Source organism: Streptomyces sp. NPDC048612 (genome assembly GCF_043199295.1).
Lineage (GTDB): Bacteria > Actinomycetota > Actinomycetes > Streptomycetales > Streptomycetaceae > Streptomyces.
The window spans coordinates 164690-179121 of record NZ_JBICVV010000006.1; the positions used below are offsets into that span (position 1 = coordinate 164690).

11 protein-coding genes and 1 pseudogene are annotated in these 14432 nt (G+C 73.6%); 5 read left to right on the top strand and 7 right to left on the bottom strand.

The window, feature by feature from the left end:
* Positions 1-33 precede the first annotated feature (33 nt).
* The 3 genes from ACGFN2_RS12425 to ACGFN2_RS12435 all read left to right on the top strand — a co-directional run bounded on the left by ACGFN2_RS12425 (position 34) and on the right by ACGFN2_RS12435 (position 3625).
* Positions 34-753, top strand: coding sequence for a TetR/AcrR family transcriptional regulator (locus tag ACGFN2_RS12425; RefSeq protein ID WP_393359666.1), 720 nt, complete (start codon positions 34-36; stop codon positions 751-753).
* Positions 754-847: 94 nt separating this feature from the next.
* Positions 848-2128: a pyroglutamyl peptidase gene (locus ACGFN2_RS12430; RefSeq protein ID WP_393359668.1), complete on the top strand. Its 1281-nt coding sequence runs from the start codon at positions 848-850 to the stop codon at positions 2126-2128.
* A 102-nt stretch (positions 2129-2230) separates the two neighbouring features.
* Positions 2231-3625, top strand: coding sequence for a nitrilase-related carbon-nitrogen hydrolase (locus ACGFN2_RS12435; RefSeq protein ID WP_393359670.1), 1395 nt, complete (start codon positions 2231-2233; stop codon positions 3623-3625).
* A 65-nt stretch (positions 3626-3690) separates the two neighbouring features.
* Here the strand turns inward: ACGFN2_RS12435 and ACGFN2_RS12440 are convergent, their stop codons facing one another.
* The 7 genes and pseudogenes from ACGFN2_RS12440 to ACGFN2_RS12470 all read right to left on the bottom strand — a co-directional run bounded on the left by ACGFN2_RS12440 (position 3691) and on the right by ACGFN2_RS12470 (position 11913).
* Positions 3691-4614 (bottom strand): ribokinase, encoded by a 924-nt coding sequence (locus ACGFN2_RS12440; RefSeq protein ID WP_393359672.1) that lies wholly within the window; start codon positions 4612-4614, stop codon positions 3691-3693.
* A 47-nt stretch (positions 4615-4661) separates the two neighbouring features.
* Positions 4662-6601: pseudogene (locus tag ACGFN2_RS12445) on the bottom strand (substrate-binding domain-containing protein).
* Positions 6591-8183 carry a sugar ABC transporter ATP-binding protein gene (locus ACGFN2_RS12450; RefSeq protein WP_393359674.1) on the bottom strand — a complete coding sequence of 531 codons (1593 nt, stop codon included), beginning with the start codon at positions 8181-8183 and terminating at the stop codon, positions 6591-6593. Before ACGFN2_RS12450 ends, ACGFN2_RS12445 begins: the two are co-directional and overlap by 11 nt.
* 136 nt (positions 8184-8319) lie before the next feature.
* Complete coding sequence (locus ACGFN2_RS12455) at positions 8320-9321, bottom strand: LacI family DNA-binding transcriptional regulator (protein WP_362612172.1); 1002 nt, start codon at positions 9319-9321, stop codon at positions 8320-8322.
* Between the two features lie 391 nt (positions 9322-9712).
* Positions 9713-9838 (bottom strand): hypothetical protein, encoded by a 126-nt coding sequence (locus tag ACGFN2_RS12460; protein ID WP_362612174.1) that lies wholly within the window; start codon positions 9836-9838, stop codon positions 9713-9715.
* Between the two features lie 323 nt (positions 9839-10161).
* The gene (locus ACGFN2_RS12465) at positions 10162-10590 is read right to left on the bottom strand and encodes an organic hydroperoxide resistance protein (RefSeq protein ID WP_362612176.1); all 429 of its coding nucleotides are present in this window, start codon (positions 10588-10590) and stop codon (positions 10162-10164) included.
* Positions 10591-10893: 303 nt separating this feature from the next.
* Positions 10894-11913 carry an NADP-dependent oxidoreductase gene (locus tag ACGFN2_RS12470; protein WP_393359677.1) on the bottom strand — a complete coding sequence of 340 codons (1020 nt, stop codon included), beginning with the start codon at positions 11911-11913 and terminating at the stop codon, positions 10894-10896.
* An 88-nt stretch (positions 11914-12001) separates the two neighbouring features.
* Here ACGFN2_RS12470 and ACGFN2_RS12475 point away from each other — a divergent pair, with 88 nt between their 5' ends.
* Together ACGFN2_RS12475 and ACGFN2_RS12480 are read left to right on the top strand one after the other, a co-directional pair.
* Positions 12002-12433 (top strand): MarR family transcriptional regulator, encoded by a 432-nt coding sequence (locus tag ACGFN2_RS12475; RefSeq protein WP_362612179.1) that lies wholly within the window; start codon positions 12002-12004, stop codon positions 12431-12433.
* Between the two features lie 134 nt (positions 12434-12567).
* Positions 12568-14391 (top strand): ABC transporter ATP-binding protein, encoded by a 1824-nt coding sequence (locus ACGFN2_RS12480; protein WP_393359679.1) that lies wholly within the window; start codon positions 12568-12570, stop codon positions 14389-14391.
* Positions 14392-14432: the final 41 nt, after the last annotated feature.

Genomic DNA, 14432 nt, shown 5'->3' on the forward strand with positions numbered 1-14432 from the left:
ACGGGATCTCCACGGGAGGGTTACGCTCGGCCGGTGACTCCACGAGACCAGGACGGACACCACGGCTGCGGGCCGGGCGCACGGCGGACCGGCGGCGGGCGCGAGGCCCAGCGCGCGGAGCGGCGTGCGGCGATCCTGGAGGCCGCCATGGAGCTGATCGCCGAGCGCGGCTACCGCCGTACCTCGCTCGCCGCCGTCGCGGAACGCGCCGGGCTGACCCAGCAGGGCCTGCTGCACCACTTCCCCTCCAAGGAGCTGCTGCTGGTGGGGGTGCTGGAGACCCGCGACCGCTGGGATCTGGCCTCGGCCGCCGCGGCGGCCGGCGCCCGGCACACCGACACCCTCGCCCAGCTCGTCGACTACAACGCCACCCGCCCCGGCCTCGTCCGGACCTACACGGTGCTGTCCGCCGACAGTGTCACCGAGGAGCACCCCGCCCGCCCGTTCTTCGAGTCCCGCTTCCGGGCCGTGCGCGCGGCGATGGCCACGGTGCTGCGGACCGAGTGCGGCGAGGACCTGCCCGGCGGGCTGACGCCGGAGCGGGCGGCGCCGCTGATGGTCGCCGCGATGGACGGGCTGCAGCTGCAGTGGCTGCTTGACCCGGACGAGGTGGACATGCCGGCGGCCTTCCGGGACTTCCTGGCGCTGCTCGGGTGCGGGGAGCCGGGGGCCGGGGAGGCCGGTGACGGTCCCGGGGAGGAACGGGGCGGGGAGCCCGGCGAGGGGCCGGATGAGAGGCCGGGCGAGCGCTGACGCCCGGAACCCGTGGGCCGGAAGGGCCCGTTGGCCCCGCGCGTCCCCGACACCGCCTCTACCGCCCCCGCGCGCGCCCCGCTTTACTCGCCCCATGACACGCATACGTACCAGGATGGGCGCGCTCGGTGTCGCGCTGCTGGCCGTCGCCCCGCTGGCCCTGACGGCCCCGGCCGCCGCGGCCCCCGCGGCGGACACCACGGTGGAGGAGGGGCGGCTGACGCAGGCGGCACCGCGGGAGATCCTGCGGCGCAGCGGATTCGACGGGTGGGAGCGGGACTTCGCGCGCGGTCTGGCGCGGGTGACGAGCTACCCGGAGGCCCGGCGCCAGGTCGCGGACGAGGCGCGGGCGCTGTGGCGGCGGGCCGTGGACCGGGCGCAGGGCCGCGGACCCGCCGGGGGCGATCTGAGCCGGGACGACGACCGTCCGCTGTACTGGGCGCGGCTCGGGATGACGAGGGAACTACGGCAGTGGCGGCCGGAGTTCGGGCTGACCGAGAGCGAGCGCGAGGCCCTGCTCGGGTCGCTGGAGCGGGGCTCGCGCGGGCAGGACTCGATCGCGCTGCCCGGCGGGAAGGAGGTGCTGCGGGTCGTGGTGACCGGCTTCGACCCGTTCCAGCTGGACGACGACGCCCGGCGGAGCAATCCGTCGGGGGCGGCGGCGCTCGCGCTGGACGGGACGACGGTGCGGACCGCGTCCGGGAAGCCGGCCCGGATCGAGACCGCGGTCTTCCCCGTACGGTGGGCCGACTTCGCGGCGGGCACCGTGGAGCGCACCCTGCTGCCGCACTTCCGGGGCGGGCCGCGGCAGGCCGACCTGTTCACGACGGTCAGCCAGGGGCGGCCCGGACGGTTCGACGTCGAGCGGACCAACGGGGCCTGGCGGGGCGGCTATCCGGACAACGCCCGGGAGTCCCGCACGGAGGTCGTGCCGATTCCCGCGGGGGTGCCGACCGTACGGCCGCAGCCGCAGTGGACGGCCACCAGCCTGCCGTACGCGCGGATCGTGGCGGCCGGCACCGGGCCGTATCCGGTGGTCGACCACACCGCCGTGACCGAGATCCCGGCGGGCGGCGGCGCACCGGTCGACCGGCCGGACGGCCCGACCCCGGGCTCCACGGCGCGTTCCGGGGGCGGCGGCGACTACCTGTCCAACGAGATCGCCTACCGGGCGACGCTGCTGCGGGACGCGGTGCGGCCGGCGATCCCGGGCGGGCATCTGCACACTCCGGTCCTGGAGTTCGGCCCCGGCAACACGGACCCGGCGCACGGCCAGGTCACCGACCCCGCCTTCGTGCGGAACCGGATCGCGATCACCGGGCAGGTGCGGGCGGTCGTGACGGTGGCGGCGTCGGAGGCCGCGGCCCGGAAGTAGGCGGGCCGAGAGGCAGACGGTTCAGGTCGTGGACGGTTCAACGGGCGGGCCGGGGAGGGAGATTCCGCCGGGTCCGCCCGTGCCGCCCGGCATCATGGGCGGATGATCATTGCTGCCGCACAATTCCTCCCCGTGCCGGGCGACATCGAGGCCAACGCCGCCCGGATGGCCGGGCTCCTCGCCGAGGCCGCCGGGCGCGGTGCCGGGCTGGTGGTCTTCCCCGAACTCGCGCTGACGCACTACGACCTGGCCCGGATAGCCGCCGATCCCGTGGGCCTCGCGGTCACGGCCGACGACGCCCGGCTGGCGCCCGTACAGGAGGCCTGCCGGGCGCACGGGGTCGCCGCGGTCGTGAACGCGCCGGGCCGCACCGCCGGGGACGGCTCGCGCCCGGCCGTCTCCTCGTTCGTCTTCGGCCCGGACGGCGCCCCGCTCACCCGCTACGACAAGGTCCACCTCTTCGAGGGTGAGGACGAGGTCTTCGCGCCGGGCACCGCCGAGGGCCGTTTCACCCTGGGCGGCATCCGGTTCGCGCTCGCCACCTGCTTCGACAACAGCTTCCCCGGGGTCCCGGCGCGCGCCGCGGCGGACGGCTGCCGGGTGTACCTCGCCAGCTCCTTCCACGGCACGGCGGAGCGGGTGGCGCGGTACGGGCAGTCGGCGCGGGAGCACGGGCTGCATCTGGTGCTCGCCAACGGGCTGGGCACCGGCGGTTCCGCCGCGGGGTGCGGTCTCAGCGGCGCCTGGCTGCCGTCGGGCGAGCGGGCGGTGACGGCCGCCGAGTGGACCGGGGCGGAGCCGGGGAACGGGGCGGAGCTGGTGCTCACCGATGTCCGCGACCGGATCACGCTGATGTCGGACCCGGCGGTGGCCGCGATCCCCGTGGCGGAGTGCGGTGAGCGGCTGGTGGACGTACGGACCGCGGCGCCCGGACTGCTGGTGGCCGGGGAACGGCAGGACGCGCCGGGCGACTTCGCCTTCCTGCGGGAAGGTGTGCTCCAACGGCTGCTGGCGGCGCAGGAGTCGCTGCCGGACGGGCTGCGGCTGCAGTTCGTCGAGGGCTACCGGCCGCCGGGGCTGCAGCGCCGCTACTTCGAGGAATACACCGGAGAACTGCGCGCCGCCCACCCGGACTGGGACGCCGAGCGGCTGCACCGGGCCGCCAGCCGGTACGTCTCGCCGCCCGGGATCGCACCGCACAGCGCCGGCGGCGCGGTGGACCTCACCCTCGTGACCGCCGACGGGGGACATGTCGACATGGGGACGCCGGTCAACGCCAGCCCGGAGGAGAGCGAGGGGGCCTGCTACACGGGCGCCCCGGATCTGACGCCCGCCGCACGCACCCACCGCCGGGTACTGAACGCCGCACTGACCGCCGCCGGTCTCGTCAACTACCCCACCGAGTGGTGGCACTGGTCCTACGGCGACCGCTACTGGGCGCTGGCGACCGGCGCGGACCGCGCGCTGTACGGGCCGAAGGAGCGGGACGGGCGGTGACACCGGTGGCCGTCGGCACCGCCCGGCCACCGCGCGGGACGCGGCGGCCGGGCGGTGCCGGGGCCTCAGCCCTGCGGCTGCTCCGGCGCCAGCAGCTCCAGTTCCGCCCGGGTCGGGTAGGACGGCTGGGCGCCCGGCTTGGTGACGGCGGCGGCGCCGACCCGTACGGCGAAGCGGGCCGCCTCGGGGAGCGCGTCGCCGCGGGCCAGGCGGGTGGCGAGGGCGCCGGTGAAGGCGTCGCCGGCGCCGGTGGTGTCGACGGCGGTGACGCGTACGCCCGGGACGTTCTCGGCTCCGGAGGCGTCCAGGACCAGCGCGCCGTCGCCGCCGAGGGTGACCACGACGGAGCGGGCGCCCCGGTCGCGCAGGGCCTGCGCCCACTCGGCGGGGGTGCCGTCGGTCAGCCCGGAGAGCTGCCGCGCCTCGTGCTCGTTGACCACCAGCGGGTCGGCCACCGCGAGGAGTTCGGGGGCCGGCGCGGTGGCGGGAGCCGGGGAGGGGTTGAACACCACGCGGGCACCGGCCTGTTCGGCGGCCGCGGCGGCGGCCCGCACGGACTCCATGGGGATCTCCAGCTGGAGGGAGACCACGGCGGAGGCCTCGATGGTGTCCTTCGCGGCGGCCACGTCCTGCGGGGTGAGCGCGGCGTTGGCGCCGGGCGACACCACGATGCTGTTGTCCCCGTCCGGGTCGACGATGATCATCGCGGTGCCGGTGCGGGCCGCCTCGTCCACGATGACCGGGGTGACATCGGTGCCCGCCGCGCGCTGGGCTGCGAGCAGCAGCTGCCCGTAGGCGTCGCCGCCGACCCGGGCCAGCAGCGCGGTGCGCCCGCCGATCCGGGCCGCGGCGGCCGCCTGGTTGGCGCCCTTGCCGCCGGCCGACTCGACCAGGTCCGTGCCGAGCACCGTCTCGCCCGCGCCGGGCCGCCGGTCGACCCGTACCGTCAGATCCGCGTTGGCCGAGCCGACCACCAGGACGTCATACATGCACCGCTCTCCCACTTCTTCTCATCTCTCCCGCTTCTGCCATGACTTCAGCCGTCGAACTTCGCGGCGTTCTCCGCGGTCACCAGCACCACCGGCACCCTGACCGACTGCGGCAGCTTCTCACCGCGGGAGGCCTTCAGCGCCCAGTCCACGGCCTGCTTGCCGAGGAGTTTTGGCTGCTGGGCGACGGTGGCCGTCAGGGTGCCGCCGCGGACCGCCCTGACGCCGTCCGGGGTGCCGTCGAACGCCACCACCTTGACGTCCTTGCCGGAGCGGCCGCCCAGCGCCTTGGAAGCGCCCAGCGCCATCTCGTCGTTGGCGGCGAACACCCCGCCGATGTCGCGGTGCGCCTGGAGCATGTTGGTCATCACGTCCATGCCCTTGGTGCGGTCGAAGTCCGCGGGCTGGCGGGCGACGACCTCGATGCCGGGGTACTTCTTGATGCCCTCCTCGAAGCCCTTGCCGCGCTCGCGGGCGGCGGAGGTGCCGGCCTGGCCCTCCAGGAAGGCCACCTTGCCCTTGCCGCCGAGCGAGTCGGCCAGCGTCTTCGCGGCGAGCCGGCCGCCCGCGACGTTGTCGGAGGCGATGGTCGAGCCGACCGTGCCGCCGTTGACACCGCGGTCGATGGAGATCACCGGCACCTTCGCCCGGTTGGCGACGCCGACGGCCGGGACGGCGGCGTCGGAGTCGACCGGGTTGATGATGGCCGCCTTGACGTTCTGGCTGGTGAACGTCTCCATCTGGTTGATCTGCTGGGTGGGGTCGTTCTGCGCGTCGGTGATGTTGAGGTGCAGTCCGCGGGCGTCCGCCTCGGCCTGGGCGCCTTCCTTGATGCCGACGAAGAACGGGTTGTTCATCGTGGACAGCGCCAGCCCCAGGTCGGTGTTGCCGCCCCGGTCACAGCCGGCCAGGCCCAGGACGGCGGTCGCCGCCAGCCCGGCCGCCAGCGCGGCCCTGATCCGGGTGGTCCGCCGGGCGCTCATCGCGCGCTCCGGCGGCGCAGCGTGTCCAGGAGCACCGCCAGCGCGATGACCAGTCCGGTGGCGACCTGCTGCCAGAACGCCGAGACGCTCAGCAGGTTGAGGCCGTTGCGCAGGACGGCGAGGATCAGCGCGCCGATGAGAGTGCCGGAGGCCTTGCCGGAGCCGCCGGAGAGGCTGGCCCCGCCGATGACGACGGCGGCGATCGCGTCCAGCTCGTAGCCGGTGGCGGCCTGCGGCTGGGCAGAGGTGAGCCGGGCGGCGAGCACGATGCCGGCGACCGCGGCGAACACCCCGGACATCGCGTAGATCGCGAGCTTGCGGCGCCTGACGTCGATGCCGGAGAGCCGGGCCGCCTCCTCGTTGCCGCCGATCGCGAACATCGCCCGGCCGGCGTGGGTACGGGCCAGCACCAGCGCGGCGATCAGCCCCATCGCGATCATCACCAGGACCGGCACCGGCAGCCAGCCGCCGAGGGTGTCACCGAGCGCGCCGACCGAGGCGGGCAAGGCGATCGGGGAGCCGCCGGAGATGACCAGGGCCAGGCCGCGGCCGACCGACAGCATCGCCAGGGTGGCGATGAACGCGGGCAGTTTGCCGTAGGCGACCAGCGCGCCGGAGACCAGGCCGGCCGCCGCGCCGACCACCAGGCCGAGCAGGACCGCCGCCCAGACGGGCAGGCCCTCGTTGGTCGCCGCCCAGGCCATGACGGTGGCGGAGAGCGCGGCGACCGAGCCGACCGACAGGTCGATACCGGCCGAGACGATCACGAAGGTGACGCCGAAGGCGAGGATCGCGGTGACCGACGCCTGGACGCCGACGTTGAGGAGGTTCTGCCCGTTGAGGAAGTCCCTGGACAGCACCGCCATCACGACGACCAGTGCGATCAGCCCGCCCAGCGGGCCGTTCCTGAGGACCGCCCGGGAGAACCACGGCCCGAAGCCGTCCCGGTCCGGTGCCTGTCCCACCGCCTCGGCGGCGGCTCCTGTCTTCACCTCAGTGGACATCGGAGCCCTCCATCGCGCTCTCGTCGTGGTGCTTGGTGCTCTTGGGGGAGCCGGGGGTCTGGAGCGCCAGCTCCATCACGGCGTCCTGGGTGGCCTCTTCGGCCGACAGCTCACCGGCCAGCCGGCCCTGCGACATCACCAGCACCCGGTCGCTCATCCCGAGGACCTCGGGCAGATCGCTGGAGATCATCAGGACCGCGCGGCCGGCCGCCGTCAGCTCGTTGATCAGCTGGTAGATCTCGACCTTGGCGCCGACGTCGATACCGCGCGTCGGCTCGTCGAGGATCAGCAGCCGGGTGTCCGTCAGCAGCCACTTGCCGATGACGATCTTCTGCTGGTTGCCGCCGGAGAGGGTGCGGGCGCTCTGGCCCAGGCCGCTCATCCGGACCTTCAGCTGCGCGGCCACCGCGGCCGCTTCGCGCCGCTGCGCGCCCCGGTCCACCAGCCCGCCGCGGCTGTCGCGGTCGAGCCGGGCCAGGGTGAGGTTGTCCTGCAGCGAGGCGTCCAGCACCAGGCCCTGGCCCTTGCGGTCCTCCGGTACGAGGCCGAGCCCGGCGCGCATCGCGGCCCGGACGTCGCCGGCGGCCAGCTCCTTGCCGTCGATCTCGACCGTCCCGGCGTCATAGCGGTCGACGCCGAAGATCGCCCGGACCACCTCCGTGCGGCCCGCGCCGACCAGCCCGGCGAGGCCCACGACCTCGCCGGCCCGCACCTCGAAGTCGATGCCCTCGAAGACCGGCCCGGCGGCGGCGCCGTCGCGGCTCAGCCCGCGGACGCGCAGCAGGGGCGCGCCCGGCGCCTCGGGGCGCTGCCTCGGGTACTGCTCGGCGATGTCCCGGCCCACCATGAGGCGGATCAGCTCGTCCTCGTCCGTCGAGGCCGGCACCTGTGCGACGGAGCGGCCGTCCCGCAGGACGGTGACCCGGTCGCCGAGTGCGCCGATCTCCTCCAGGTGGTGGGTGATGAAGATGATGCCGACGCCGCTGTCGCGCAGTTCGCGGACGATCTCGAAGAGGGTCTCGACCTCCTCGGAGGTCAGCACCGCGGTCGGCTCGTCCATGATCAGGACCCGGGCGTCCAGGCTCAGCGCCTTGGCGATCTCGACCATTTGGAGGCGGGCGATGCCGAGTTCGGAGACCGGGGTGTCGGGGGACACGTCGAGCCGTACCCGCCGCAGCAGGCCGGCGGCCCGGGTCCGCATCGTCTTCCGGTCGACCAGCCCGAGCCGGGTGCGCGGCTGCCGGCCCAGGAAGAGGTTCTCGGCGACGGTCATCCCGGGGACGAGGTTGAACTCCTGGTAGATGGTGGCGATGCCGAGCCGTTCGGCGTCCTGCGCCGAGCGGATGGTGGCCTCGTCGCCGTCCACGAGGAGGCGGCCCGCGTCGGGGCGGTGGGCGCCGGAGAGCATCTTGATGAGGGTGCTCTTGCCCGCACCGTTCTCGCCGAGCAGGACATGCACCTCACCGGTGCGCAGGGTGAGGTCCACGCCGTCGAGCGCGCGGACGCCCGGGAACGACTTCGTCACCCCCTCCACGCGCAGCAGTTCGCGTCCGCCCGGTACGTCGTCGTTGACGCCGGTCATGCGCTGCCCCTCTCTTCCTCGGATGGCTTGTGTGGTGGCTGGCTCAGGTGGGGTGAGGGTGGGGATGGGGATGGGTGGCCCGCCCGGACGGGGAAGCCGTGTCGGCATGGCGGACACGGGCACCGGGCGGGCCGGCTCAGGGGGCGGGCACCTCGCCGCAGGAGCGGCGGGCGACCAGCCGGGCGGGCAGCAGCACCGAGCCGGCGGGCCGGTCCTCGATCCGCGCCAGCAGGGTGTGTACGGCGGCCCGGCCCAGTTCGCGGGTGGGCTGGGTGATGGCGGTCAGCGGCGGATCGGTGTGCGTGAACCACGGCACGTCGTCGTACACCACCAGCGCCATGTCATCGGGCACCCGCAGCCCGCGGGCGCGGAGTTCGTCCATCGCGCCCAGGGCCATCAGGTTGTCGGTGGCCAGCACCGCGTCCGGCGGCTCGGCGAGGTCGAGGAAGGCGCTCATCACCTGCCGGCCGCCGGTGTGCTGGAGGTCGGGGGTGGAACCGACCCGCTCGTCGGGCAGGGTCAGGCCGTATCCGGCCAGCGCCGTCCGGAACAGGCGCAGGCGCTCGTCACCGGTGGGGGTGCCGGCCGGGGCGACGATGATCGCGGGGCGGCGGCGGCCGTGGGCGGCGAGATGCGCGGCCAGCTCGGTGAGCGCGGTACGGCCGTCGGCGCGGACGCAGGGGGCGTCGACGCCGGGCACGGTGCGGTCCAGCAGCACCAGCGGGGTGCCGGACGCGACCACCTCGCTGAGCATCGTCGAACCGGTGCCGGCCGAGCTGACCAGCAGGCCGTCGATCCGGCGGTCGAGCAGGGTGCGGATGTAGTCGTCCTGCTGGTCGGGGCGCTCACCGGCGTTGCCGATGACCAGGCTGTAGCCGAGGCTGCGGGCCTCGTCCTCGACGGCGTCGGCCAGCTCGGTGAAGAAGGGGTTGGTGAGATCGCTGATGATCAGGCCGAGCGCACCGGTCCGTGCGGTGCGCAGTGCGCGGGCGACGTTGTTGGGGCGGTAGCCCAGCTCCCGTACGGCGGCGAGCACCCGCTCCCGGGTCTCGGCGACCGGGCTGTGGCCGTTGAGGACCCGCGACACCGTGGCGACGGAGACCCCTGCCCGCTCTGCCACATCCTTGATGTTCGCCATGGCACCGTCGCCGTCCGTTCGCTGTTCCGTCTGTCCGTGCACCGCCTCCGGTACGGGGGCGGGTTTCGCTGCGCGTGATCGTCGTGTGCGTGATCGTCGTGTAATCGATTCCGTGGGGAACGCGCGGAGGCTACGAAATCGATTACACGGGGGGTGCGTCAAGACGGGGTGAATGTTGCCTGCGTCACATGGGCGGGGGTGGGGAGGGTGGCGCGCGGGGTGCGGGAGGGGCAGACCCGAGGGAAAGGCGCAAAGGCTCGGGAGTGCGGGCACAGGCACACAAGGGGGTGCGGCGCGCGGTGCACGGCGAGCCCGGGCACTCCCCCGTTGACCGTCCCGCCACGAGGACGGGTGCCGGCCGTGTCCGGACCCATGGGGCCGGTCCCGTCACCTACCGGGCGAACTGCCCCACACACGCGACGATCGCCACCAGCAGACCGAGCGCCCCGATGACGACCTGCCATCTGTCGGACGGCGCCCACCGGTTGCTCTGCTGCTCCGTGTCCTGATCGTCCATCACTCCTCCTCGCTCCTCCGGACAGGCCCCGGAGACCAGGGCCCCCGCCGGCCGGCCGCCGACGGAGCTGTGGGGAGGAACGCGGTGAAGCGCCGCCAGAATAGCGCGAGTTGAGTCCGCACACAGGGGCCGGAAGCGCCGCGTCGCGGACAGCGCGGGGCTCGCGCCATGGACAGCGCGGGGGCCGCGGCGCGGACAGCGCAGGGGCCGCACCCCGTCGTGGGATGCGGCCCCTGCGGAAAGCCCGTGACGCCGGTGACGCCCCTGGCACCGGTGACGCCGGCGACCCGGTGACGCCATGGATCAGCCGGTGGCGCCGTGGGTCAGGCGACGGTCAGCTTCACCTCGATGTTGCCGCGGGTGGCGTGGGAGTACGGGCACACCTGGTGCGCCTTCGCCACGAGGTCCTGGGCGGTGGCCGCGTCGGCCTGCGGGATCGAGACGATGATCTCGGCCGTGAGACCGAAGCCGCCGTCCGGGGTTTTGCCGATGCCGACCTCGGCGGTCACGCGGGAGCCGGAGACATCGACGTTCTCCCGGCGGGCGACGACGCTCAGCGCACCCTGGAAGCAGGCGCTGTAACCGGCCGCGAAGAGCTGCTCCGGGTTGGTGCCGGCGCCGCTTCCGCCCTGCTCCTTGGGCGGGTTGACGACCACGTCGAGCTTGCCGTCGTCGCTGGCGACGCGGCCGTCACGGCCGTTCTCAGCGGTGGCGACGGCGGTGTAGACGACGTCGACGGTCTGGATGGACATACCGAATCCTCCTGTGGTTCGCCGCGACTCGCGCCCACGGATCACGACGGCGTGCCCCGAGCCTAACGGGCGGGGCAAGGGGGATGGGGCGGTGAGGGGTGACGGGTGACGGGTGACGGGTGACGGGTGAGGGGTGGCGGGTGGCGCGAGGGGGTGAAGGGCGGGGGCAAGGGGGCCGGGGGTCCGAGGGGCGCCGAGGGGGGAGGTGCGCAGTTCTCCGGCTTCCCCTCCCCCGCCCCCCGCCCCACCCCGCCCTCGGTGCCGGTCGGAGGGCTGAGGTCAGCTCTCCGGCCGGGGCCGGACTCAGCTCTCCAGGCTCACGATCATCTTGCCCGTGTTGTCGCCGCGCAGCAGGCCCAGGAAGGCCTCGACACCGTTCTCGATGCCGGAGACCTTGGTCTCGCCGTACTTCAGCTCGCCGGAGCGAATCCAGGCGGAGACCTCCTCCACGAACTTCGGCTGGAGCGCCGCGTGGTCGCTGACCAGCAGGCCCTGGAGCCGCAGGCGCTTCCCGATCACCATGGCGAGGTTACGGGGCGCCGGGGTCGGCTCGGTGGAGTTGTACATCGAGATCATGCCGCAGATGGCGGCCCGGCCATGGACGTTGAGGGAGCTGATGGCCGCCTCGAGGTGGTCGCCGCCGACGTTGTCGAAGTAGACGTCGATGCCGTCGGGGGCGGCCTCCCTGAGCTGCTTGTTGACATCGCCGTTCTTGTAGTTGAAGGCGGCGTCGAAGCCGTACTCCTCCACCAGGAGCTTGACCTTCTCGTCGGAACCGGCCGAGCCGATGACCCGCGAGGCGCCCTTGAGCTTGGCGATCTGGCCGACCTCGCTGCCCACCGCACCGGCCGCGCCGGACACGAAGACGGCGTCGCCCTCCTTGAAGGACGCCACCTCCAGCAGGCCCGCGTACGCGGTCAGGCCCGGCATGCCCAGCACGCCGAGGTAGGCGGTGAGCGGGGCCAGCGACGGGTCCACCTTGGCGGCGCGCTTGGCGTCCAGGACCGCGTACTCCCGCCAGCCGAGGCCGTGCAGGACGTGGTCACCGACGGCTACGGAGTCGTCGCGCGAGGCGATGACCTCGCCGACCGCGCCGCCGTCCATCGGCTGGTCGAGCTGGAAGGGCGGGACGTAGGACTTGACGTCGTTCATCCGGCCGCGCATGTACGGGTCGACGGAGAAGTGCTGCGTACGGACGAGGATCTGGCCCTCGCCGACCTCGGGCACCGCGACCTCGCGCAGCGCGAAGTCCTCCGGAGTGGGCCAGCCGTGGGGGCGGGCGACGAGGTGCCATTCGCGGCTGGTCGTGGGCAGTGCGGACATAACGCGATCCTCCTAAATGCTTCAGGTGCTGAAACAACCATGCGCCTCGATATTTCATGTTGTCAAGTAAATGGGTATCCTCGTATGCATGACCCCCCGCGCAGACCCCCTGACCGTCGAGGTCGTCGACCTCATCGGCACCGTCGTCTCCCGCTACTACGAGGAGTACGAGCAGGCCGCCACCGAGCACTCCCTCACCGGCGCGCAGGCCAGGGTGCTCAGCCTGCTCTCGCTGGAGCCCCTGCCCATGCGCAAGGTCGCCCAGCGCCTGAAGTGCGAGCCGTCGAACATCACCGGCATAGTGGACCGCCTGGAGTCCCGCGGCCTGGTCGAGCGCCGCCCCGACCCGGCCGACCGCCGCGTCAAGCTCGCCGCCCCCACCGACGAGGGCGCGCGGCTGGCCCAGGCGCTGCGGACGTCCCTGAACTTCGCCCGCGAGCCCCTCGGCCGCCTGACGGTCGCCGAACGGACACTGCTGAAGGAGCTGCTGCAGCGGATGCTGGGCGTCGCCCCGGAGTGAGCCGGACGGACACCGGCCGTCGCGGCAGCCACCTGATGCCTCGTCAACTCCTCTACCCATAACCGCATAACGGCAGCGCCGCACCGGATGAAATTCGCTTGCGCCCGCCGAGCGGACATATTGCACTCGGTGACATGACTGTTCGTCACACCCTCCCTCGGAAGGGGACCGCGCCGCGGCTGCGGACCCTGTGGTCGTTCGCTCAGCCGCACAAGGGTGCGCTGGTGGGGGCACTGCTTCTGGGGCTGGTGGCGTCGGCGCTGGGGCTGGCCACTCCGATGGTCACCAAGTGGGTGCTCGACGCCCTGGGCACCTCGTCGTCGCTGAAGGGGCCCGTGGCGGCGCTGCTGGTCCTGCTCGTCCTCGGCGGAGCCGTCCGGTTCCGGCAGTGGACCCTGCTCGGCACCGTGGGGGAACGCGTGGTGCTGGAGGCCCGCGAGGCGCTGGTACGGCGGTTTCTGCGGGCCACCGTGCCGGCCGTGACACGGCGCCCGAGCGGTGAGCTGGTCACCCGCGTCACCTCCGACACGGTGCTGCTGCGCGAAGCCGCCACCGGCGCGCTGATCGGCCTGATCAACGGGACGGTCATGCTGCTGGGCACCCTCGTCCTGATGGGTGTGCTCGATGTCGTGCTGCTCGGCACCACCGTGGCGGCGGTCGCGTTGACCGGGGTGCTGTTCGCGGTCCTGATGCCCGGTATCGCCGCGGCGCAGCAGCGCGCCCAGGAGCACCTCGGCCGGCTCGGTGGCGTACTGGCGGGCACCCTGCGTGCCATCAGAACGGTGAAGGTGAGCCGTGCCGAGGACCGCACGGCCGAACGCATCCTGGCCCAGGCGCGCTCCTCCGCCGAGTACGGCATCCGCGCCGTCCGCCGCGAGGCGCTGGCCTGGACGGTCTCGTTGTCGGGCATCGAGCTGGCGACCATCGCGATCCTGGCGGTGGGCGCCTGGCGGGTCGGCGAGGGGCAGATGGAGGTCTCCAGCCTGATCGCCTTCCTGCTGTACGCGTTCGGGCTCATGGAGCCGGTTACCGAGCTGAGTGCGAACGTCAGCGCGCTGCAGTCGGGCATCGCCGCGGCGGAGCGCATCCGGGAGACCGCCGATCTGGCGACCGAGAGCACCGCGCGGCCGACACCCTCGACGGGCCCCGCGCCGCAGCGGGAGCACCGGCCCGACGTGCCCGTGCTGGCGCTGCGACAGGTCACCGCGGCCTACGGCCCCGACGCCGAACCGGCCGTACGGGACATCGACCTGGCCGTCCCCCGGCGCGGGCACACCGCGATCGTCGGCCTGTCGGGAGCCGGCAAGACGACGCTGTTCTCCCTCTTCCTGCGCTTTCTGGAGCCGACGCGGGGCGAACTGCTCCTGGACGGTCACCCGTACCGTGACCACACCCACGAGGAGCTCCGGGCGCGACTGGCGTACGTGGAGCAGGACACCCCGATCGTGCCGGGGACGCTCCGCGACAACCTGCTGCTCTCCCGCCCCGACGCGTCGGACGGGGAGCTGCGCCGGGTGCTGCGCGACGTCCGGCTGGCCGAGAAGGTCGACGCGCTCGACGACGGCCTCGACACACCGCTGTCCGACACGACCGTCTCGGGCGGCGAACGCCAGCGCGTCGCCCTGGCGCGGGCCCTGCTCCGCACCCCCGACGTCCTGCTCCTGGACGAGGCGACCGCCCAGCTCGACGGGCTGACCGAGGCCGCCGTCCACGACTGCGTCCGCGCCCGCGCGGCCACCGGTGCGGTGGTCACGATCGCCCACCGGCTGTCGACCGTGATCGACGCAGACTCCATCGTGGTGATGGAGGCGGGCCGCATCCGTGTCCAGGGCAGCCACGAGGAACTGCTGGCGAAGGACGCCCTGTACCGCGAGCTGGTGAAGTCCCTGCGCATCAGCGCGGACACCGCGCCGGCCCCGGAGGCCGTCCCCGCCGCGGCCCGGCCGGCGGCCCCCTGACGAGGCCTGTGGTGCCCTGGCGGCACGCGAACCCGCGGCAT

What these genes read in the sequence shown, in the direction of transcription:
- ACGFN2_RS12450 (WP_393359674.1), bottom strand. Translation starts at nt 8,183, where the DNA reads ATGACCGGCGTCAACGACGACGTACCGGGCGGACGCGAACTGCTGCGC.
- ACGFN2_RS12430 (WP_393359668.1), top strand. Translation starts at nt 848, where the DNA reads ATGACACGCATACGTACCAGGATGGGCGCGCTCGGTGTCGCGCTGCTG.
- ACGFN2_RS12440 (WP_393359672.1), bottom strand. Translation starts at nt 4,614, where the DNA reads ATGTATGACGTCCTGGTGGTCGGCTCGGCCAACGCGGATCTGACGGTA.
- ACGFN2_RS12480 (WP_393359679.1), top strand. Translation starts at nt 12,568, where the DNA reads ATGACTGTTCGTCACACCCTCCCTCGGAAGGGGACCGCGCCGCGGCTG.
- ACGFN2_RS12460 (WP_362612174.1), bottom strand. Translation starts at nt 9,838, where the DNA reads ATGGACGATCAGGACACGGAGCAGCAGAGCAACCGGTGGGCGCCGTCC.
- ACGFN2_RS12435 (WP_393359670.1), top strand. Translation starts at nt 2,231, where the DNA reads ATGATCATTGCTGCCGCACAATTCCTCCCCGTGCCGGGCGACATCGAG.
- ACGFN2_RS12455 (WP_362612172.1), bottom strand. Translation starts at nt 9,321, where the DNA reads ATGGCGAACATCAAGGATGTGGCAGAGCGGGCAGGGGTCTCCGTCGCC.
- ACGFN2_RS12470 (WP_393359677.1), bottom strand. Translation starts at nt 11,913, where the DNA reads ATGTCCGCACTGCCCACGACCAGCCGCGAATGGCACCTCGTCGCCCGC.
- ACGFN2_RS12465 (WP_362612176.1), bottom strand. Translation starts at nt 10,590, where the DNA reads ATGTCCATCCAGACCGTCGACGTCGTCTACACCGCCGTCGCCACCGCT.
- ACGFN2_RS12475 (WP_362612179.1), top strand. Translation starts at nt 12,002, where the DNA reads ATGACCCCCCGCGCAGACCCCCTGACCGTCGAGGTCGTCGACCTCATC.